Here is a 21,254-nt window from a genome sequence, read left to right as displayed (position 1 = left end):
ACATGAAAACAAGCGTATCCTCTCCACACATCAAACGTTTCTCATCTCAGGCAGATGATCAGAAAACAACATATAAACACATGAAAACTAAAAGCATATTAATTCTTTTAGTGGTATTCAGCATCTTTACCGCCTGCCGTAAAGATTATTATGCGTATACAACAGTAGATTACAGTTTTACAATTCAGTATCCGAAAGAATACAGTAAGCAATTGGCAGATAGTGTCAAAATCACCCTCAGGAATACCATTACCGGAGCTACACAGGAATTTGTATCTGATGCTCAGGGACGTGCTTCTGCAAAGGGTATTACACCGGGTGTATATACGGTAACAGCAAGTAAGCAGGTTACAGCAGAAGAGGCAGAACAACTGGTGGGAATACGTGAAGAAATCTTCTGTAATGGAAGCATCCCCACACTTCGTATCACCGAATCGGCGAACAGTGAAATTCGTTTAGTCGGCAGTCAGGCGGGAGGATTTGTTATCAAAGAGTTCTATTATGCGGGCTCCAAGACTCCTTCCGGTACAAATTACCTGTATGATGGTTTTATCGAAATTTATAACAACAGTACCGGAGATCTGTATGCAGACAGTCTGGTTATCGGAAATACCAAATCGGCTTCATCTTCTGTATATGGTTTTCTGCCGGATAAAAACAATGTATATCTTGCACAGGCCTGGATGATACCGGGTAATGGTACAGAACATCTGGTCAGACCGGGCGAATCTGTGGTCATCGCCATCACCGCAATCAATCACAAGACGGATCCCAACGGCAATCCTAATTCACCAGCCAATCTGGGAAAAGGTATTGCTGATTTTGAAACGTATTTTAATCCTACCGGAACCAATACCCGTGACACCGACAACCCGGATGTACCGAATATGATCCACCAGTTTGCAAACACAACAGCAGGCTTTGACTGGAATATCGGTATAAACGGAGCGGGACTTATTTTGTTCAGAGACAGTCAGGTCGCAGGTTATCAGACCCTTACAGAACCCAATGTCAGTGGAACTACGCGCTATCTGCAGGTACCTGTAAAAGCTATATTGGATGGAGTAGACTGTGTAGGCAATTCGAGCATTACTGTTGATAAAAAGAGAATACCCGAAACAGTAGATGCCGGACTGACATTCGTCGGATCCACTTATTCAGGTAAATCTGTTATCCGTAAAGTAAAAAGCAGAATCAATAACAGGGCTGTTTTGATGGATAGCAATAACTCCTCTACAGATTTTATAGTAAATGATAACCCCACTCCCAAAACAATAGCACAGTAATATGAAAAAGAACCTATTCGCAAGCCTTTGTTTCCTCATCTTATCTGGACAAATGGCGACCGCACAGACTGTGCCTGCATATGATTATTTTAAAGCTAAGGAGGTATGGAGCAAAAGTCCCAATGCCGCACTTCTCTGTTATACTATACTCCCTGTCGAAGGGGAAACCCAGCTTGGAGCCTATTATCAGGCCGGTGATCTCAGACATCCTTTTTCAGCAAAAGAAAGCCAGGGTATCAACTTCAGCACTTCACGTTATCAACGGCTTAAAGAATGGACCTATTATGGTCAATTTGATTTCCGGACAACAAAAGATAAACAAATGAACATGACAGCACATACGGACCCCTACCGGGACAATCCGTATCAACTGATGGATTCGCTGTCCGGTGACTGGAAAAAGCAATATTACGATCTTCGTCTCAAGATTGCCTCTCCGGGATTTGCAGATGATCGTATGAATGTAGGGTTGGATGTACAATACAATCTAAAAACCGGAGCCCGGCAAAAGGATCCCCGTTCTCTTGACAATTCCAGTACATTAAACTTATCACCTGCACTGATCTATAAGCTATCGGAAAAACAACTGCTTGGACTGACGGGTATCTATAGTTTCTATAAGGAGGAAGTCGAAATAAGAACAATAGGAAATTACCAGCAGCATTACTTGTACAGGTTACTGGGTGCCGGAGAATACCAGATGAGTACTCCTTATATAATGATTGCCGGATATAACAGAACCTACAGAGGTCATTCTTTTGGAGGCGCTGCAGATTATGTGTATAACGCTGATCATATAAAATGGTCGACTACTGCCGGATACCGTAGCGGATACGAAAATGCTATAGATGGAACGACCTATCTACAACAAGCCGGAAAACATCGCTATCAGGAATATCAGGCTTCTTCATACCTGGATTGGAAAAAAGGAAAATATGCGCATCAGGTCGGATTGGAGTGGCTGCTGAAAGATATGGAAAACACTGAATATCACCAGATTCAAAATGCGGATACTAAAGCGTATGAAACGGTATATTCAAGCGTAATGAGTACCATGCTCCGGAATAAAAGCACGCTTTCCTATCTGATTAGCCATGACAGTCCAGCAGGTCTTACGGATTGGTGGCTCAAAACTGCGGTAAGCTATCATAGTCTCGATAACCGATATGCCAATCCGCAAAATAAACAGATCGTAGATAAACTGAATGTTGCCGTAAGTTTTGATAAAACGTATGCCAAAGAAAACAGAAAAGGATTTGCCTTCCGATTAAGTTCTGCATATGATTTGTTGCTGAATGACGATTTGCTTTACACAGATAAATCATATTCCACTAACTTTGTGGCGAAAAACGTATTTATCCCGGCACATCAGTTCTACAGTGTCAATACCTGGACGAATTCGGCCAATGTCAAATATACTTTCGGAGCATTTGGAAAGAAAAGCAATCAATTATATATCAAAGCCAGTGGCTGGTTAATGAGTGCTATGGGTGATCAAGGAGATATTCGCAAAGGAGATAACCGCTATCTGACGCAGTTGTCTGTCGGATTGATAAGTCTTTAATAACAGAATAAAAACATTAGAAAGAATAAACATGATAAGATTGAGAAAAACACTTCTTTCCCTAACCTGCCTGTCACTGGTGGCAAGTAGTTACGGACAAGAAATAATCAAACCTTCCGTTTCCTCCAAAACCAGTTTTGCTATTGTCGTTGACCAAAAGACGTTCAATGATCTAAAACCTGAATTAATGGCCTATCGCCAATCAGTAGAACAAGATGGATTAGGCACATACATTATTGCTCACAACTGGGAAAAACCGGAGCAGATACGGGAGCAGCTGCAACAACTCCGCAAGGCTAAGCAACCACTGGAAGGCACTGTATTAGTAGGTAATATCCCTGTGGTGATGATACGTGATGCACAATATCTGACTTCAGCATTCAAAATGAATCAGAAAATCCGCTGGGACAAATCCTCAGTTCCTTCGGATCGCTATTATGATGACCTGGATCTGAAACTCAACTTCATAAAACAAGATACCGCAAGTGAACGGAGCAATTATTTTTATTACAGTCTGGATGCCACTTCTCCGCAATATATTGAAATGGATATTTATTCAGCCCGAATAAAACCTCCTGTTGAAAAGGGTGAGAATCCGACGGATAAAATTAAAGCCTATCTGCAAAAACTCGTGGAGTTGCGTAAAGTCAGCAATCCGCTTAATGATATGATCGCATCTACAGGACATGGTTATAATTCAAATTCCATAAATTCCTTTGCAGGAGATGTACTGGCGTTGAAATCACAATTTCCGTCACTCTATCTTCCCGGGAATTCCATCAAGTTTCTAAACTTCCGCAACGCAGATTTTATGAAGTTCAATCTGTTACGTGAACTGAAACGCGAAGGACTGGATTTTGCATTTATGACAGGCCACGGCACTCCGACCCTTCAATTGATCAACGGATATCCGCTTGCTTCCAATCCGCAGCCTTCTATGGAGAATGTCGGAAGATACCTGCGCTCAAAGGTCAGATCTGCTAAAGAAGACGGCAGGGATATAGAAAAAGTTAAGGAAGGATTCAAAACCTCTCTGGGTGTTTCGGACAAATGGATGAATGATGCGTTTGAAAAAGCGGTAATTGATTCCGATTCGGTCTTTAATGATAATCTGGATGTGCAGATCTGGGATATTCGTGATGCCGGCATCCAGGCGCCGCTAGTATACCTCAACTCCTGTCTTACAGGCTCATTTCATCTCGACAATTATCTGGCAGGTTATTATCCCTTCTCCAATAATAAAAATATTGCCGCTATCGCTAACAGCGTAGGTGTATTGCAGGATCTGTGGCCAGCAGAACTCATGGGAACACTGCAGCACGGGATACGCGTAGGAAACTGGTTTAAGCATATTGCTTATCTGGAAACTCATATTCTGGGAGATCCTACTTTTCATTTCACCTCCTCCAGAGGCAAAGAAATTAATGAAGCTATAGGTACTGTAGCAAAAGCATCCTACTGGAAGAATCTGCTGAAAGAGCAGGATGCTGACCTGCAATCTCTGGCATTGGTATACTTACAAAAACAGCTCCCTGAAGCTGAAATGTCAGCGTTACTGAAATCTACTTATTTCAGCTCTCCTTTTGAAACTACCCGTATGCAGGCTTTTGCTTTGCTGCGCAAGTATGAAAATGAGGCTTACTTTACGGTCTTACATGCTGCACGTCAGGATTCGTATGAATTTATCAGAAGAATGGTAGTGTATGATCTGGGAGAATTCGGAGGAGATGATTTTGCAAAAGATCTGATTGCCTTTTATGTAAGCGATCCACATTCTGAACGCATCAACTATCGTCTGCGTACAAATATGACTTTCTTTAATCCGGAACTGCTCAAAACGGAAATCAATAATCAGGTAAGACAGAATAAAGGAATCAACAATGCATCCGCTTTAAGTGCACAACTGATTAAAGATATAGATTATAATCAAAGTAAGGTCGATAAGATGCAGGCTACTATTCTGGATAAGAATACAGCGGAAAAAGAGCGTCTGGCTGAAATCACCACCCTGAGACTTTACCGTTATCACCGTGTAGTACCTGCTGTGCTGAAAGTAATAGAAGATGCTTCTGAATCTGAAGTCTTACGCATAACAGCTCTGGAAGCCATGAGTTGGTTTCCGCTATCCTACCAGCGCGAAGCTATCTTCCGCACCTGTGATGCTTTATTACAGGACAGCAAAGTACCTCCTGCTGTAAAGGAACAGGCATTGAAGACTAAGCATGTCATGAAAAAGGAATCCATTTAACATAAAAAATGCTGCAGCTTATAAGAGACTGCAGCATTTTTTATATCAGAAGACTTATATTAATGACCATGTGAATGTCCCATATCAGCCGGGTTGATCATAATGTGTGCTTTGTAGCTTCCTTCATCCATTAACCATGGAATACCGGGAACTGTAGGCTTAGTCGCCAGTCCAAGATCTGCAGCTTTAGCATAAGGCACATACAATACATATCTGCGCTTAGCATCTGCCATTTCTCCGGTTTCTTTATCCAGCTTGTCTAATGAACCCCAGTATGCGTACAACATCGTAGGTTGCTGAGGTATAACCAATTTACCCGCTTTAAACTCTTCTTCTCTGATCTTATCCCGCTCTCTTCTTTTTCCTTCTGCAATCAGCGCCCGTCCTCTGGCCATAAAAGGCTCAAGACTCTCTGGATAAGCATAAGCGTAAAGCAAAGGCAATTTGTAATCCGGAGCCAGACAAATATATCCGTTTGTTCCTTCCCGAAGGACCGTAAACTTACCATCTTTGTCATAGCCATATACCTTGGCTCCTTCTCTGAATTCTGTAGGCGCAGCCTGTACCGCAACTCGAACTTGTACGTCAGCAGGCAAAGGCTCACGAACAGGTTTTTGCTGAGCATTTACAACGATTCCCGATGTAAGGGCTATTAATACTAAAGGAATTAATTTTTTCATTTTTACTTGATAAAGGTTGTATGTAGATTCATTCTAAACAAATATACAGCTTTTTCTTACGGTTTTTATATCAACTTATTGCAAGATTCCGCAAGCACCTCTAATTGTACCCGACTGCCTTCAAATTACTTTATCTCTACCAGAATTTTCACTTCAGACGGATTAGTGACTAAAGCCTCAAAACCTTTTGGAACAATTTCATCCAATCCGATTTTGCTTGTCACCAGTTTTTCTACCGGCATACGTCCGCTGTCAATCATCGCGATGACCTGAGGAAATATATTGCGATAGGCAATGATTCCTTTTATAGTAATCTCTCTGACCACCTGATCATAGGCACTGTATTCAACTGGTTTTCCAAACAGAGCTACCAATACAGCCGTTCCACCATTTCGCAGACTGGCTATCCCGGAAGAGAAAGAAGCCTGTACACCCGCTGCGTCTAAAAATACATCCACACCAATTCCTGTGATCCTTCTAACCTGGGCTGGAATATCCTTATCAGCGGCATTGATTATGGTAGTCGCTCCGATATCTTTTGCTTTCTCCAGTCGTTTTTCTGATATATCCGTTACGATCACTGTCGCAGCTCCGGCTGCTATGGCTGCCTGTACACATAGTAATCCGATGGGACCTGCTCCTGAAACTAACACAGTCTGCCCCATCCGGAGCCCGCTTTGCAATACGGCATATACAGCCACTGCTGCGGGCTCTACCAGTGCACCCTGTTCGAAGCTCATACTATCCGGAATCTTATGAACCATATAATCTTCCACAACTGTATATTTTGCAAATCCTCCGTTGGAGGTCAGACCGACAAATCCGAGTGGCTCGGAAAGATTGTATTCTCCGTTAGCAATAAACGGACTGTCAAAATTTTTAAAAATAGGCTCTACAACTACACGATCACCCTTCTTGACACGGTTCACGCCCTCTCCTACTTCTTCTACAATTCCGGAGAATTCATGGCCTAATGTCGTTACACCGATATGCCCGTTAAGCGGGTATGGTTTTTCTGAAGGGATCAATTGTGGTCCGTGCACATACTCATGCAGATCAGATCCACATATACCGGCATATTGTACGGCGATCTTTACCTGTTGTTTACCGGTAACCGGAATTTGCGTTTCTTCTACTCTGATATCTTTGGCGGCATGCCATCTTGCGGCTTTCATTGAACTCATCTTCTTTATATTTAAATAGTTACTAAATGACCTGTTTTATACAGGTTTATTATCTTACTATAAAGATCGCTAGTATTGCTTCCATAAAAAGTGACCTTTATCAACTTGTTATGTGTTTTTAATAAGGATTAAGGCGCTATAAAGCGAAATACATTTCATATTCCAGAATTCCATCAGAACCTTTATACGTATAAGGAGCATCCAAAATGTCCCCCTATATCGACTCTTTGTCCCCCTTTTATACAACTGCAAAACTATAATTTTGATAGTGAGAATAGTATACTCCCTATTATCGCGCATTTAACTGATTTTTCCATTAAGTAAAACATAGAAATTATGAACTATAACATTGTAATGGGTACTGACAACAAAACCCTCAATCCACTAGTCCAGCAGATATATCAAAAAATATATCCCAATATATTTAAAGGAAGTAAAGATATTGTCACGGAACTCTTTCTGGCTGTATCCTATGATATTAATGAGTCTCCTGTAATCGATCTCTCACAGTCAGTTCAATTAAAAAAAGAAGATTTTCAAAGTCATTATATTTCTGAACTATCGGAAGAGGAATTATTTCTTGATGCTCATGAAGAAACTTTGATTCTGGATATGCTTTCAAAAGCCACTTTTCAGGCTTATTTCCCCAATATCAACCTTAAACTCAAATTAAAGGATACGTCCCTGTTAAATATAAATATAAAAGTATCCGCAAAAGTAAATATACAGACCTCTATTGAAGGCAAACAAAACTATCTGAGCGCTAACATCTTAACCGCAGATCTGAAGATCAAGGATGCAGAAGATTATAAAGAATACATAGATGAACTGAAAAAGCATATTCTTCCCTTACTTATTCATGTATTAAACAAGGATCTTTTAGATAAAATAAAGTTACCAGCACTGACCTTTAAAGATGTTACCATAAGCCTTCCTATACCTGTTGTCGAAAAAACCTTTGTTACGGCTTACTCCTGTATAGGTGCCATACAGCCTGACACATATACTTCTCTCAACTGGCCGGCTGAGATTGTATTTGCCGGCATAGACAGCCATGCCATAGAGACAATGGCCGCTATTCCTTTTCCCTTAAAAAAGGAAAAGGAATTTTCATGGAAGATCATTAGCGGACATGTATTGGCTCAGGTATTCAATCCGAGAGCTTTTGTCATTCAGACCGATGGAAGTATTGAAGGGAAAATTGATGCAGAATTATTAGCACAACTGACACTAAAAAAAGGATTTTTTAAAATATCATTCGGTCCACACGGAAAAGCGACTATCAAAGCGACTTTTAAACCCGTTGTTCATAACGGAAGATTATTGTTAACAGTCAAAGACCTGAATATTCCTAAACTGGATATTGACTTTGGCATTGCCAAATGGGCTGAGTATTTATTAAAGCCACTCAGCTTTGGTTTGAGTCTGGCACTCAATGAAATATTTCTACCTCTTGTATCAGCTATATTAAGGCAGGTAGAAATTCCGATTATGCATTTTCCGACTATTTCATTCGAGATCAAGGGGATAACTTTTAATATTGATGTTATCGAAGCAAAAACCTCAAAACTCGATAAGCTGTTGCTGATCTCCGGAATACCGTCCGTCAGGTAATAGTACACCGGTTTGAATAAGACAGGATCTCATAAATTTACGTTTGGTTAGGATTACCGAATTGTATGTTGAGCTATATTCAGCATTTCCCGAGGTACAGGGTAAGGAATATTATACATTTCTGTGGCATACTTTGCTACTGACATGCTGTATATTGCAGGTGACTGTGTATATCCACGGCTATAATTAACTACTAATATGAGTAAAAATAATCTTGATGAAATTATCCGTCGTTCTTTGGAACTTAGAAAGAGTTACCACAGTCTGGAAGTGCAAAACCATGAAAGTAAATGGACAGTAGAAGAAGATGCGCTGGCTTATCTGACGGATGCGGGTATGGTGGGAAGAAATATTATGTCTCAGCAACACAGATGGCCAAAAAGTAATTCGGCCTCAGAACTGGAACATAAACTGGGGGAAAATATCTGGTGGCTGATCGTACTGGCTAACCGAAGTGGCATCGATATCAAAGATGCAGTTGAAAATTTTCTGACCAAAACGGAGAAATTGGTTCGTTAATCAAACCGAGTACAGCAGTTATGAGACTAACTAACCACGAGCTTCTACCCTCGTGGTAGTTATCTTACATCCATTCCCAGACACTTTTGTAGGCATCTATGGATTCAGCATATTGGATCATACCGGCATAAAAAGGATGCTGACCAATAGTGGAACTATCACCGATAATAATCAGTTTGTATCGGGCACGGGTCATTGCTACATTCATACGCCGTATTTCATTCAGAAATCCGATCTGACCTTCAGCATTACTGCGTGTCAGTGAGATATAGATAATATCACGTTCTTGTCCCTGAAAACCATCTATCGTTTGTACTTGTACAGGTACGGAGATTTTCATTTCATCATTACGAATCAGTTCCTTTAGCAGCAATACTTGTTGTCTGTAAGGTGAGATCAGACCTATATTTGGAAACAGGTTGATATTTTCATCCTTTTTGAATGCTGCCAAATATTGTTTTAAATGACGGATCAGGAAATTTGCCTCTTCTATATTTGAGATTGCTGTATCTTCCTGCACCTCATCAAATCCTGCTCCGGCAGTATCGATAAACAGAAAAGCATTGTCGCCTGGCGAAAGCTCTTGCTGTGCTATTGATGGTTCTGCAAATAACGTATTGTTATAGAGTGCTGCAGATGGGTATTGCATGATATCCTGATGCATACGGTATTGTTGCCGCAGGAGGCATACATAGGATGGGTATGCATGCACCAGTTTTTCCATAAGTGTTTCGTGGAATGCTTTTACCGAAGAATCTTTTGATTTGATTGTCGGTGGCAGCTGAAGATGATCTCCTGCAAGGATTAGCTTGTCAGATTTTAGAATTGGAATCCAGCAGGCAGGTTCCAGAGCCTGCCCGGCTTCATCAATAAATACGGCTGCATAAGTTCTGTCCTGGATAGCAGAATGATTGGAACCTACCAGAGTGGCAGTAATGACCTGAGCCACATCCAGAATATCTTTTTGTATATATTGGGCAATCTGTTCAGCTTCTTTCATTAGATTCTTCGCTTCCTGAAAGAGTGCTTTCCGTTGATCACGTTCGGCTTTTCCAAAGTTTCGTTTATATTTCTTAGCCATATCTCTAAAAACATCCGCCTTTTTCCGGATTGTTTTTAATTCCTTTTGCATAGGATGACTTTCCAGTTTACCGTCCAGCGTTAACTCATGCAACTGTTCGGATACTTTTACAGGATTACCTATGCGTACTACTCTCACACCAGTTTCATGAAGTTTTTCGGTCAGCAGATCTACGGCTGTATTACTTGGTGCCGTGACCAGAATCTGATCGGGATATTTCTGCAGAAGAGCTTTAATACCGTGTACCAAAGTCGTGGTCTTACCTGTGCCCGGAGGGCCATGTACAATGGTAAGGTGCGGCGAATTTACTATCTGATTTACAGCTTTTAACTGATACTCATTTAATCCGTCCATTGAGCTGATCTCCTGATCAGAAACAATGTGATCATAATCGTGAACCTGTTGATCAGTCAGCAAATGGATAAGCGGTGCCATCTTCTTATCATCCCGGGCAGCATCAGCCCGTTTCAATGCCTTGAACATTTCCTGATAGCTGTTTTCATCAAACAGGAGATCCACACCAAGTTTCCCCGACCTCACCCAGTCCGGCAATTCATCCACCCGCAGAGAAATCTTCATCTCATCTCCGTTTAAATAGCCTATGGTACCGAAGATACGATCTGCAGACGGATTGTGATTAGAGAACAGGGCTACTGGCATTCCGTATCTGAACCGATGTGTCAGCTCATCCTTTACTGTCCGCTGAATTATAATCTGAATATAGTCTCCTAATCCGATCTCTTCATTACGAATCATAATCGGATACCAGCACAGTCCTGCCTGTCTCCGTTTGGCTAAAGACTGCGTCTGTAAAAGTTGTTGATACTCTTCTTTGTCGTGTTTTTGTTCTTTCTCTAATAACTTGGCAAGTTCTTCAAAATACGTCATCTACAAAAGTTAAATTCAAAAATAGGCATTCGCAGACTACATATTAAGGTACTTTCTCATTTTTTTATTAAAAATGCAAGGCTAAGCATGCTATGAACGTGATTTTAATCAGATTTTAGAATAAAAGCGGAACGACTGAGGGACACTTCAGCCTAACAGTTATAATCTGCTTCGGGGATGTAAACTTCCAGTCCGAGAACCTCACGCAGCTGATCTGCATAACCATCAAAAACATAACAGTCTCCGTAGAAAACTGTATCTGTATGTTGCTTATCTTTTAACTGGACCTCAAAGCTTGCATATCCGGGGCCTTTGGCAGGCAACAGGTTATAAAAACATATCCGCTTTATATCATGCATATCATAGAGCAGACACATCTCTTCACCAGCAAATCCTATTTTACCATTATTCTTATCCAACCAGATTCCGCTTTTATTATCGAGAGTTTTACGAATTAAGGAGGGCAATGCAAATACATTTATATTTTTACGATAGTCTTCAACGATCTCATGGACTGTATGAAATGGAATATACGCATCTATAGTTATATGATCATCCGTGTAATCCCGATGATCTAAAAAATCAGGATATGATCTGTTATTCTGTATACTCAGTGAAGTGCTGCCGTCATCATAGCCCTCTTCTGTATCATAGGTATAAGAGATGGAAAGCCACACATCTTCTATATCAAAGGTAAGGTGCTTCTGGTCGTCACGTTCATAACCACAGGTATCTACATCTATCGGAATATGCCGCATCCATTCTGCTTTGATTTCATAATAGCTCGTATCAGTATGTGCATCATTGTACAATGCACATATATAATGCTGTACCGCAATATCCGTACGCTCGTTATCATAATAGGCTTCCAGACCTTCTACAATCATGTTACCTATACGTACGGGATAATCAAATACAAATACATTAATATCGTAGTCCGATTTTTCGAGATGGCCTACATTCAATGTTTGCAGTTCATCATACGATGTATCCCAGGACAGCAAGAGAGGAACAGTTGTCATCACTTCATAACCATGCGTATAGTCTGCGACATCTTCCTGCTGCAGAATGCAGTAATTTCGAGGATATTTTTTCAGCCAGATGCGTTTCTTAATATCGTTTGTTTGTGTGGTAACATTATAAAATACTGTATCATCAAAACCAAAACGTTCGGAGAGTTGCCGGTATACCGTCTCAAAACCTTTCAAAAGCCCTGATATATAACATTGCCGGTGATCGAATAAAAAGAGAAAAGGATCTCCGCCCAATACTTCTGCATAAGCATATTTGAGTTTGCTCAGATCCACCTGCTCCATCTCCCCGTATTCCAGATAATTCAGCTGATCTCCTTCTATGTATATTTCCTTTTTATTCGTTGTAAACATATCTAATATTCCCATGTATTTCTCTTACCTGATTATTCCCAGACCAACTCAGCTTTATATAAGATTTTCTTATCTACTACATTATAATCTTCATCATGAGTAGCGGTATAAAAAATAAGATAGAGCGGTGTCTGTATATCTATCAAAGATACTTGTTTATCCAGCGCCAGCAGATCTATTTTGGCAATAGTTCTGTTCGCTGTCCAATGATCGGGTGTACCTTTTGGATTACGATCAAAACGATGATCATCTTCTGCTGTAAAATACCAGTAGCTGGGTGCATCGTTACTTATAAAAAGAGATTGTTCTGCGTTAAAGCGTCCTTCCGCCATTCCTGAGTTCTCAAACCATTCCACTTCCAGATCAGCTTCACCGATTGCAGATCTGTAGACATCATCATCTGTCGTTGCCCCAATCAGGAAAGCATCTGTACCAGATACCTCTACCTGAAAAGTAAAAGGTAATTTGCGGAGCGTATAGCGGTCTCCTTCTGGAGCTACTTTCTTATTTTCCTGAATAATATTTACATTTAGCTGTTGTGCGTAGACAGAACACATATTAATGATAAGTGCTGCTATTCCTATTATTTTTCTGATCATCTTTTAATTATTTATATTCTTCACTTACTTCCATATCGTATTCTTGCGCATAGGCAATCCATTGCTTAAATTTTTCAGAATCAATGAATGCCGGATCCTTTTTGTAATAGTATAACAATCTTTCTAAACCATAGAAATACTGGCTCTGAGACATGGCCTTCTCATAATACTGAATTGCTTTTTTAGCGTTTTGCTTCACCCCATATCCATGATCATAAAGTATACCATAGTATATGGCAGAAAATGTATCTCCGTAATCTTTTCTCAGATATCGCAACAGGTTTGTATAGTCTTTCTTTTGATAGTAGATCTCTGCCAAATTCTCTACTTTGGGATGTCGCTTTTTCTCCGCTTTCTTGTAATATTCCAATGCCATATCATAATCCTGTTCTACATGGCCATAAAAATAGAGATCTCCCAGATTGACCAGCGCTAGTCCGTCTCCGAGCTCTGCTGCCTTTTGATAAGCAACCATAGCCCTTTCTATATCTTTGGGGTAGCCTATTCCATTCTGATATAGATAGCCGATATCATTCCATGCTGCTGCACTATCCTCCATAGCAGCCCTTTCATAATACGTGACACCTAAGGGAATATTTTGGTATTGTTCATCCATTGTATAGATACTGCCAAGTTCAAACATCATGCGGACACTCCCTCGTTCAGCTCCCAATGTGTAAAGTCTGATTGCATTTTCCATATCCCCCGAGCGCGCAAAGCGTCTTCCTTTTGTATAAAGAGTTTCCTGATCAAAATAAGATTCATAACCATCACCTGTACATTGTGTCCAGTTTCGATAGTAATCCAGAAAATAACGCTGATCATTTCCTCTGAGCACATGATTATTCTCATGCAGATGTCCCATCTGCTCATTGGGGACTTCCCTGATCTGGCGTTCCTTGTCCAGAGTCAACATTTTATCTCCGGCAAAAAGACATAGAAATTGTGTTTGATAATCTATCCCTTCGCACACATAATCGTACAGCGGACTCATCGTCGTCGTATTATAATCATAATAACGCATCTGTGCTCCTTGTGTAATGCGGAGGAATTCGAGTTGACAATGTTCGATCTTGGTATTTTCAGCAGATAACGGTATCAGCCATTTGTCTTGTAAGGCATCGTAAAGACCGTTAGCCCCCTTATCTGTCACAATAAATACATCCGGCATATAATTGTTTAAAGCGTCAATCCCTACCCTTTCGACTCCTTCGCCGTTCAGCCGCATCAACTGATGCCGGATATCGTAAATATACCAGGCTTTGTTCTTGAGATAAGCTATAGTGCTGTAATTATCCAAAACAATAATCCGATCGATCTCCTCTTCAAAAACGACACCCTCCGGATTCAGCACACTGATCTTCTTCTGATATTTGCTGGGTTCTACCCAATAATAACCGGCTGAGATATTGCACAATACATCTTCCGGAAAGGCTCCCATGTAAACACCGGATAAGCTGTAATAATGTCGAAGCGCTGTACCTTTTTCCTTTTTAAACACCAGATCGGGATATTGAAATTCATAAGGAAAATCGCTCTGTCCGGGAATAATTTGTTCATTTCTTGAATTTAACAGTGTGTAGACTCCATTCGTATTTGCATTAAAGAGCCCCCGGTATAATTCTTCCAGATCAGTATAAGCTATTGGAATACAGGATTCACCAGTCTTTAACCTGATAAGTCCTGCCTTGCCTTGCTTCACTACAGTTGCAAACAGCTCTTCTTCGATCAGGAATGCATCAAAAGCATCGTCATACTGACAGGGAATAATGAGTTCTCCGGTATCTTTGAGATATCCGTACAAATCATCTTTCATCACGACAGCTACACCTTCATTTGTAAAGTTGTACATATCATCATAAACAGGATTTACCAGAATATTCCCTTTATTGTCTTTGAGTCCGTAACGTTGGTCTTGCTCAAAAACTTCAGTTCCGTTTTCTTTATAAGCCTCTTCATTCCAGTATCCTAATCCATAATTGATCCAGTCATACTGAAGCATATCCAGGAATGAAGCATGACCTGATTGCATCAGGACATCACTCAGGAAGCTCAGATCCTGTTCAGCAATTGCCTTGTTATACAGCTCGTTTTTTTCCAGAATCTCTCCTACCCAATCTTTTGCCTGATTGCTATGCTTCTCCTCGTTCATATTGAACACATCAGTCGCATCCATAACAAAAGTGTCGTATGGCAGGTTCTCTAAAAAGCTGAACATCGTATTTACCGGCTCCGTGTATGCTTTTTCATTGTGAAGCCGATACGTTTCAGCCAGGAGATGGTAGAATTGACGAAGCGCCACTATCCCCGGCTCTCTCTCAAAATAAAGTCGGGTACCCTTGCTTCGCGGATTTGCAGAAAATAACGGAAACAGTAATTCGGGAATCACGTAATTCCACTCACCCAGATAATGGGGATAGTTCTGCCTGGTTTTCAGATCAATATTGTACGTATAGATACGATGTGCCATATGTGATATTAATAGTGTAAAATAACATAAAAACAGCAATACAGGATATCCCTGATTTCCGCCATTTTTTCTCCTCTTTATATCCATCAGCTACCTTAAACAATATTTTAAGTTAAATGTAGCATCTATTCCTCTCAGGCCGTTATCCACACAAAATCAATTTATACTAAAAAACATGAAGAACCTGTTATTTGCCTTAAGCGCTGTCTTATTACTGCTTTCCTGCAAGAAAGAAGAAGTCTACAGTCCATGGAAATTTAAGAACGGTCAGATAATAGAATTGCAGGTCAGCCACAAGTATGCTTCTACAGATAACCAGCTTTTGTTATTGCCGGGAAAAGAGCCGATAGATATACCATTATACGATTTTACAGAGCGCGAACCGGGTTATACATATAAAATAAAAGCCAAAATGGTAGGACTCAAAGAACCGCCTACTGACGGCTCCTCTTATTACTTAGAATTTATGAAAGTACTGAATAAGGAAAAATACAAGGGTAATGAGACCTTTACCATCCCTCTGATTCGCTCTTTTATACCCGGAGGACCTAATATTGAAATTCGCAAAAAAGAGGGTAAATACTATTTTGAAGGAGAAAAGCTCATTCTGAAACCACTGAATACTGAAGCAGCAAGAGAACTGGATATAGTATGGCAGGAACAACTGGATCTGGAAGCACAATGGAAAGCAAACCAGAATGCCGTTCCAAAATGGCACATGGTTACTGCGAGAGTAAAACATGATCCGGAGAACTTCGGTAAAGCATATATAGTCGAAAAACTTACGTTTACAACCTTATAAAATCTTAAAAAATACAGTCGGCCTATGAAATATTAGCCGACCGTATTTAAGTAGTATAAAGGTACATGGATACTTATATTTTGACTTCAGGCTCGTATGACATAAGTTCAATAAATTCAATCAGACCCGTTAAAAATTGCCTGACTTCTTTGTATGTGTTTTTTTGATCATAAGAAATCTTTTTATTACTGAGTACAGCATCCTGCCAGTTTGCAAGGTCGCGTTTCCATTCGTTCAGCGGTCGGATATCAAACATTTCTTTCAAATATCTCAAAGGCTTTTTGTTTTCTTTTAAAGGCAGCGACTCCATTTCCTGAAGAATATGAGCCGGAATATCCCATTCCTGATCCGGATCCACATTTCTGGATATCCTTTCTTGTAAAAAAACATAAGTGCTATCCATGATAAATACAAAGTCATGAAAGTAATGAAGCACATTTGCCGGATTATGATGATATTTCCAGAAGTCATTATGATACAATACCTCGTATGAAGACGATAATGCCTGTCGTAAATCTTCCTTTTTAGAATAGATAAACATATCTCCCAGCTGATGTCCATATATATCTTTCTGTCTTATTCCAGCGGTGTCATCTTTTTGATATTTCTCCAGAATAAGGAGATCCTCCTCTGAACTTTCTCTTCTCTTTTCCTGATCATGAATCATATACAACGCATCTATAAGCCTGCTCAGGAAATGATATCGGTCGACCAGATATTCGCTCAAAGAAGGGGAATAATCTACGCAGGTAGGATGCAATCCTTCAAACAAAAACTCAAAAAGATCGATTCGCAGCGTAAAGAGCTTGTCTTCTTTATAGGATTGTAACAATACCTTGTAAGCATTCAGGACGGTGTGTTGCTCTATAGGTTTAATGACAGGCCTCTTCAGGTGAGTTTCCCTTGCCATAAATTTGTCTGATAAGGTCGCCTTTTGCTCCTGTTCAGGGCGTATTTGGGATATCAGCCACCCGGCCTCTATCAACCGTACTACGGATGTATACAAATTGTAGACTTCCAGAGGAGAATCATAACGCAACCAGTAATTAGGACGCATAGCCACTGTTACCAGATCCCATAAACGTTCCTGCATTCGGAAACAGGAAGAATGGTCTCCGAATACATCATCCAATACTGTAAAAGGATGGCGAATTTCCTCATCGGAGAGCAAGAATGTATAATTTACGCCATATGCTAAATGTCTCATATAATTGACTTTAGATGAATACTCTTCTTATTCTATGAAAAAACACAGCACCTTTCCTTGAAAAGATATTAGATTTCACAATCAATTAACTTAAAAAAACCAAACCCCTCCTTATAAGAAAGTATCAAAAATATGATACAACTTACTTGCTTTGGCAGAAAAAACAATCTATCTTTATTGATCGAAATTTAAAGTAAGACCAGTTGATTAAGCCATTTGAAGCAGGCGTGTTTTCTTATGGAAGAGAGGTTGGCTACAGATGGAAAAAAGTGGCTTTAACATTTCCATTCTTTTATCAGATGGAAATATCCGGATTCATAATCCGAATTTAAGCTCGTTTTTCGTCTGTAATATTGTAAATATCCTATTCTGGCGGACAGGATAAGTTCTTTTCAATGGATTGCAGATGAAATGCTATATCTCCTTTAAGATATACATAAATACTGCTCGTGGTATGAATAACATATGTTTTCATAATATCTCTTGATTAATATAGCGAGATATATTGTATCAACAGAATAAAAACTAATACTCCACTGACAGTAAAACTTTACATCGTCTTTAATTTTCGCTACATGATAAGCAAATATACAAAGTTGATTTTAAAAATCAACAATAATTATGAAAGAAATTAAAGTAAATCGAATAAAAGATGTTCTTGAACAGAAAGGAGCCACTAATAACGACTTGGTCAGGCATCTGAATGTAAAGAAAGAAACGGTTTCGAGATGGGTTAACAACAAGCAACAGCCTACTGTAAACACCCTAAATGATATCGCTGAATACCTGCGTGTAGATATCCGGGATCTGCTGTACCCCAGCAACTGGAAAGATAGCATCATCCCTCCTTTCGAAAAAGATAAGAATAAAAAGAAATAACAGAGTTTAATGATTTCATAAGCATCTGTTGTAATCATTGTGAGCATATATAAGCAACCTTCTTTACTAAACATGCAACAGTCTTAATCAAACAAAATAAAGGCTATGAATAGAAAAGAAAATATACAAAATGTACTTTCTGACGAAGTCCTTATTGACAAGATATACCTCATTAGAGGACAGAGAATCATACTGGATAGAGATTTAGCTCAACTTTATAACGTAGAAATACAGACCGGTTTCCCGAAGATTTTAAGTTTGAAATATCTGATACAGAGTTAAAAGATTGGAGATCACAAAATGTGACCTCCAATCTTGATAAAAAAGGATTAAGTTATTCTCCGTTTTGCTTGACAGAACAAAGAGAGACGATGTAGTCATCTGTCCTGAACAGTTAATGCGGATCTTTATACGTATACGTCAGTTCATTACGGATAATACTCAAGTTCAATTAGAAATCGCAGAACTAAGAAATGCAGTAGAAATACTGGCAAAGAAACAGAATAGCTATAACAAGAGCTTAGATGTACTCTTTAATTGTCTTGATCTCTTAAAGGAAAAAACTGAGATCAGAAAACTAAAAGAAATAGAGAAAATTGGTTTTATTATCAGTAATAGGAAATAGAACAAACTATGGAATAAATTCAGAACACAATATATGTAAATGAAAATTTTACTGATATTAGCTTAAATAAGATTCTCCTGATTACAGATATGAATGCCATTCAACAGTTACTAACGGATATAGGACACAGACCCTGGAATATGCCTGCTTCGAAATGGCAATATTATCAGGAATGGAACGATGCTTTATTTTTGCACTTTGAAATTGATTATACCCATCTTCGTAAGTTGGTTCCGGCTCATTTGCATATCGATAGTTTTGATGGAAAATATTACATCTCATTGGTTGCTTTTAAGATGCAGAATATACGCCCCCGCAATCTGCCTGCAGTAGGGTTTATATCCGATTTTTATGAAATAAATGTCCGCACCTACATTGATAATGACCAGAAAAAAGGGGTATACTTTATTCATATAGAAGCTGAAAAAGCACTTTCTGCATTTGTGGCCCGAACACTGTCCGGACTTCCGTATGAAAAGTCGGGAATAGCACGCAAAACAGATCAGTATACCAACGATAACATAAAAAAGAATTTCAACCTGCATTCAGACTTCAGTATTCTCGATAAGGTATCCGAAAAATCTCAACTGGATCTGTGGCTGACAGAGCGGTACTGTCTTTATCTGGAAAGAAAATCCCAATTATGGAGATATGATATCCACCACAAAGAATGGGAAATTCACAATGTTCATATGAACAATCTGTTGGTTGACTATAATTTCGGGGGTATAAAACTTTCCCCATCAACAATGATTAAAGTACACTATTCTCCCGGGGTAAAAGTGGTCTCCTGGAAAGCAGAGAAGCTTTAGTTTAAATCCGGAAAGACTAGCATTACTACAATGCCATAAGCAATATAAAAAACAAGAAATATACAACTATAAGCCTTTCAGACCATTTTTCACGATAGCGGTAGGCGCAGCATGCATTCAGACACATGATCGTTAAATAAAAAATTAGGGTAAGGAACTGAATCAGCAGACCGGGCTTAGTGATACTGTAAAACACATCAACGCCTATATCTTTATTTTCAAATCCCATATAAAGAATTTCCTCCCCTTTATTTAATTTCCCGGCATCTCCTTTCAGAATATAAAATTCAACGGGATCGTCACTTTTTACCAGCTCATCCTTAAAAAGTGTCAGTGTTCCTCTTCCCGGATTATAAAACATATTGTCGTATTCTGCCAACCGAAATTTATAATATGGAATGCGAGTACGGGTCTTGATAAGTTCTGTAACAGTACCGGTCACCGGAACTAAATTATTGTATCGATAGAAAGCTGTCAGAGGTATATACAATATTCCTATCACAGAAAGAATAATAGTCCATGACTTCAGGCTATTCTTCATCAGTCTACAGATTTATAAGATTCTTCGATCTTTTCTTTACGAATCAATTTACCGCCAAAGCTAAAGTAATAGTAGTGATCATCTTTTTTAAACTGCAGCTCATTCTCTGTCTTGTAGGCATCGGTATATATAGCAGGTATAAGCACTTTTTTATCATAATCCATTAGTCCGTACTTCTCCCCTTCCTTTATAACAAATGATACCGGAGTAAGATAGTAAACAGAAATATCTGAAGGTTGAAGAATATATTTCCCCATCGGGTCGATTACAGCAGTTTTATGAGCTATTTCGACCATAGCTAACAGACGTCCGTCACTACCCTTTTCGAAAGGATAAATTCTATCAAATTCAAACGCAACCTTCACATTATTATGAATATCGATAATGCCTGCTTTGTTATTCCACTCAGCAACAATCAGATTCGCATCGATCGGATCTAAGGACGCATATTGTAAAGGCACTGTTATTTTATTCTCTTCGTCCACGACCCCATATGTATCATTCTTTCCAACAGTAATGACGCCATTGTTAACGGTTACAAAACTGTAATTGTTATCCAACGGAATGATAACTTTGCCCTTGCTGTTGAGTAATCCATATTTTTCAGTACCGGGAATATGTTCTTCCTTTCTCCGTCCGTCCGGATAATGATCGTGCTCCGCTCTTGATACAATATAGTATTTGTCTTCGATAAGATAGGTTGCCGTACAAAATTGCGGAGGAACGACTTCTGTTCCGTCTTCAAGATAATAACCAATATATCCCTGCTTTCTGTCATTCACGGGTACTAATACAGGTTCCGTCTGTGCATTTACATACACTTGCATGAATACCGTTATCAGAATAAGCAGTGTTCGTATAGATCTCATG

17 protein-coding genes and 1 pseudogene are annotated in these 21,254 nt (G+C 39.4%); 9 read left to right on the top strand and 9 right to left on the bottom strand.

The annotated features are described in order from the left end of the window. The first annotated feature begins 2 nt into the window (after positions 1-2). The 3 genes from I6J03_RS18275 to I6J03_RS18265 are packed head-to-tail and all read left to right on the top strand — an operon-like array spanning position 3 to position 5,098. Positions 3-1,286, top strand: a complete 1,284-nt coding sequence (locus I6J03_RS18275; protein ID WP_003003156.1) for a DUF4876 domain-containing protein — start codon at positions 3-5, stop codon at positions 1,284-1,286. A 1-nt stretch (position 1,287) separates the two neighbouring features. Then, the gene (locus tag I6J03_RS18270; protein ID WP_003003159.1) at positions 1,288-2,850 is read left to right on the top strand and encodes a DUF6850 family outer membrane beta-barrel protein; all 1,563 of its coding nucleotides are present in this window, start codon (positions 1,288-1,290) and stop codon (positions 2,848-2,850) included. 31 nt (positions 2,851-2,881) lie between these two features. Next, a complete protein-coding gene (locus I6J03_RS18265; RefSeq protein WP_201693886.1) occupies positions 2,882-5,098 on the top strand; it encodes a HEAT repeat domain-containing protein in 2,217 nt (738 codons plus the stop codon). 59 nt (positions 5,099-5,157) lie between these two features. On the opposite strand, the gene I6J03_RS18260 is transcribed toward I6J03_RS18265, so the two are convergent. Continuing rightward, positions 5,158-5,778: a hypothetical protein gene (locus tag I6J03_RS18260; protein WP_003003164.1), complete on the bottom strand. Its 621-nt coding sequence runs from the start codon at positions 5,776-5,778 to the stop codon at positions 5,158-5,160. 125 nt (positions 5,779-5,903) lie between these two features. After that, positions 5,904-6,962, bottom strand: a complete 1,059-nt coding sequence (locus I6J03_RS18255) for a 2,3-butanediol dehydrogenase (protein WP_039989499.1) — start codon at positions 6,960-6,962, stop codon at positions 5,904-5,906. Positions 6,963-7,298: 336 nt separating this feature from the next. On the opposite strand from I6J03_RS18255, the gene I6J03_RS18250 reads away from it, so the two are divergent. Together I6J03_RS18250 and I6J03_RS18245 are read left to right on the top strand one after the other, a co-directional pair. Beyond that, entirely contained in the window at positions 7,299-8,576 is a 1,278-nt protein-coding gene (locus I6J03_RS18250) for a hypothetical protein (protein WP_003003168.1), read from the top strand. 198 nt (positions 8,577-8,774) lie between these two features. Further along, a complete protein-coding gene (locus I6J03_RS18245; protein WP_003003170.1) occupies positions 8,775-9,095 on the top strand; it encodes a nucleoside triphosphate pyrophosphohydrolase family protein in 321 nt (106 codons plus the stop codon). Between the two features lie 64 nt (positions 9,096-9,159). Here the strand turns inward: I6J03_RS18245 and I6J03_RS18240 are convergent, their stop codons facing one another. From I6J03_RS18240 to I6J03_RS18225, 4 genes are all read right to left on the bottom strand, one after another. Continuing rightward, positions 9,160-11,064, bottom strand: a complete 1,905-nt coding sequence (locus I6J03_RS18240) for an AAA domain-containing protein (RefSeq protein WP_201693884.1) — start codon at positions 11,062-11,064, stop codon at positions 9,160-9,162. Positions 11,065-11,216: 152 nt separating this feature from the next. Next, complete coding sequence (locus I6J03_RS18235; protein ID WP_003003174.1) at positions 11,217-12,464, bottom strand: hypothetical protein; 1,248 nt, start codon at positions 12,462-12,464, stop codon at positions 11,217-11,219. Between the two features lie 17 nt (positions 12,465-12,481). Beyond that, positions 12,482-13,048 (bottom strand): hypothetical protein, encoded by a 567-nt coding sequence (locus tag I6J03_RS18230; protein ID WP_003003175.1) that lies wholly within the window; start codon positions 13,046-13,048, stop codon positions 12,482-12,484. Between the two features lie 7 nt (positions 13,049-13,055). Beyond that, a complete protein-coding gene (locus tag I6J03_RS18225) occupies positions 13,056-15,518 on the bottom strand; it encodes an SEL1-like repeat protein (RefSeq protein WP_039989707.1) in 2,463 nt (820 codons plus the stop codon). Positions 15,519-15,693: 175 nt separating this feature from the next. On the opposite strand from I6J03_RS18225, the gene I6J03_RS18220 reads away from it, so the two are divergent. Beyond that, positions 15,694-16,320 (top strand): hypothetical protein, encoded by a 627-nt coding sequence (locus tag I6J03_RS18220; RefSeq protein ID WP_003003177.1) that lies wholly within the window; start codon positions 15,694-15,696, stop codon positions 16,318-16,320. A 73-nt stretch (positions 16,321-16,393) separates the two neighbouring features. Here the strand turns inward: I6J03_RS18220 and I6J03_RS18215 are convergent, their stop codons facing one another. Next, positions 16,394-17,527 carry a hypothetical protein gene (locus tag I6J03_RS18215; RefSeq protein WP_039989502.1) on the bottom strand — a complete coding sequence of 378 codons (1,134 nt, stop codon included), beginning with the start codon at positions 17,525-17,527 and terminating at the stop codon, positions 16,394-16,396. Positions 17,528-18,148: 621 nt separating this feature from the next. On the opposite strand from I6J03_RS18215, the gene I6J03_RS18210 reads away from it, so the two are divergent. From I6J03_RS18210 to I6J03_RS18195, 3 genes and pseudogenes are all read left to right on the top strand, one after another. Beyond that, positions 18,149-18,406, top strand: a complete 258-nt coding sequence (locus tag I6J03_RS18210; RefSeq protein ID WP_003003183.1) for a helix-turn-helix transcriptional regulator — start codon at positions 18,149-18,151, stop codon at positions 18,404-18,406. A gap of 105 nt (positions 18,407-18,511) precedes the next feature. Further along, positions 18,512-18,783, top strand: a pseudogene (locus I6J03_RS18205) (ORF6N domain-containing protein). Between the two features lie 337 nt (positions 18,784-19,120). Next, entirely contained in the window at positions 19,121-19,843 is a 723-nt protein-coding gene (locus I6J03_RS18195) for a YqjF family protein (RefSeq protein ID WP_003003188.1), read from the top strand. Positions 19,844-19,868: 25 nt separating this feature from the next. Here the strand turns inward: I6J03_RS18195 and I6J03_RS18190 are convergent, their stop codons facing one another. Both I6J03_RS18190 and I6J03_RS18185 read right to left on the bottom strand, forming a co-directional pair. Beyond that, positions 19,869-20,384, bottom strand: coding sequence for a hypothetical protein (locus tag I6J03_RS18190; RefSeq protein ID WP_003003190.1), 516 nt, complete (start codon positions 20,382-20,384; stop codon positions 19,869-19,871). Then, positions 20,384-21,253, bottom strand: a complete 870-nt coding sequence (locus I6J03_RS18185; protein WP_039989505.1) for a WG repeat-containing protein — start codon at positions 21,251-21,253, stop codon at positions 20,384-20,386. Before I6J03_RS18185 ends, I6J03_RS18190 begins: the two co-directional genes overlap by 1 nt. Position 21,254: the final 1 nt, after the last annotated feature.

Origin of the sequence: Sphingobacterium spiritivorum, assembly GCF_016724845.1 — a bacterium.
Classification (GTDB): domain Bacteria; phylum Bacteroidota; class Bacteroidia; order Sphingobacteriales; family Sphingobacteriaceae; genus Sphingobacterium; species Sphingobacterium spiritivorum_A.
Note: the sequence above shows the minus strand (reverse complement) of the source record. Positions and strands in the feature narration are given on the sequence as shown.

Excerpts from the sequence above, each read along its gene's own strand:
- I6J03_RS18260 (WP_003003164.1), bottom strand. The coding sequence starts at position 5,778 with ATGAAAAAATTAATTCCTTTAGTATTAATAGCCCTTACATCGGGAATC.
- I6J03_RS18230 (WP_003003175.1), bottom strand. The coding sequence starts at position 13,048 with ATGATCAGAAAAATAATAGGAATAGCAGCACTTATCATTAATATGTGT.
- I6J03_RS18195 (WP_003003188.1), top strand. The coding sequence starts at position 19,121 with ATGAATGCCATTCAACAGTTACTAACGGATATAGGACACAGACCCTGG.
- I6J03_RS18270 (WP_003003159.1), top strand. The coding sequence starts at position 1,288 with ATGAAAAAGAACCTATTCGCAAGCCTTTGTTTCCTCATCTTATCTGGA.
- I6J03_RS18245 (WP_003003170.1), top strand. The coding sequence starts at position 8,775 with ATGAGTAAAAATAATCTTGATGAAATTATCCGTCGTTCTTTGGAACTT.
- I6J03_RS18275 (WP_003003156.1), top strand. The coding sequence starts at position 3 with ATGAAAACAAGCGTATCCTCTCCACACATCAAACGTTTCTCATCTCAG.
- I6J03_RS18250 (WP_003003168.1), top strand. The coding sequence starts at position 7,299 with ATGAACTATAACATTGTAATGGGTACTGACAACAAAACCCTCAATCCA.
- I6J03_RS18190 (WP_003003190.1), bottom strand. The coding sequence starts at position 20,384 with ATGAAGAATAGCCTGAAGTCATGGACTATTATTCTTTCTGTGATAGGA.
- I6J03_RS18225 (WP_039989707.1), bottom strand. The coding sequence starts at position 15,518 with ATGGCACATCGTATCTATACGTACAATATTGATCTGAAAACCAGGCAG.
- I6J03_RS18240 (WP_201693884.1), bottom strand. The coding sequence starts at position 11,064 with ATGACGTATTTTGAAGAACTTGCCAAGTTATTAGAGAAAGAACAAAAA.
- I6J03_RS18265 (WP_201693886.1), top strand. The coding sequence starts at position 2,882 with ATGATAAGATTGAGAAAAACACTTCTTTCCCTAACCTGCCTGTCACTG.
- I6J03_RS18255 (WP_039989499.1), bottom strand. The coding sequence starts at position 6,962 with ATGAGTTCAATGAAAGCCGCAAGATGGCATGCCGCCAAAGATATCAGA.
- I6J03_RS18220 (WP_003003177.1), top strand. The coding sequence starts at position 15,694 with ATGAAGAACCTGTTATTTGCCTTAAGCGCTGTCTTATTACTGCTTTCC.
- I6J03_RS18210 (WP_003003183.1), top strand. The coding sequence starts at position 18,149 with ATGAAAGAAATTAAAGTAAATCGAATAAAAGATGTTCTTGAACAGAAA.
- I6J03_RS18235 (WP_003003174.1), bottom strand. The coding sequence starts at position 12,464 with ATGGGAATATTAGATATGTTTACAACGAATAAAAAGGAAATATACATA.
- I6J03_RS18215 (WP_039989502.1), bottom strand. The coding sequence starts at position 17,527 with ATGAGACATTTAGCATATGGCGTAAATTATACATTCTTGCTCTCCGAT.
- I6J03_RS18185 (WP_039989505.1), bottom strand. The coding sequence starts at position 21,253 with ATGAGATCTATACGAACACTGCTTATTCTGATAACGGTATTCATGCAA.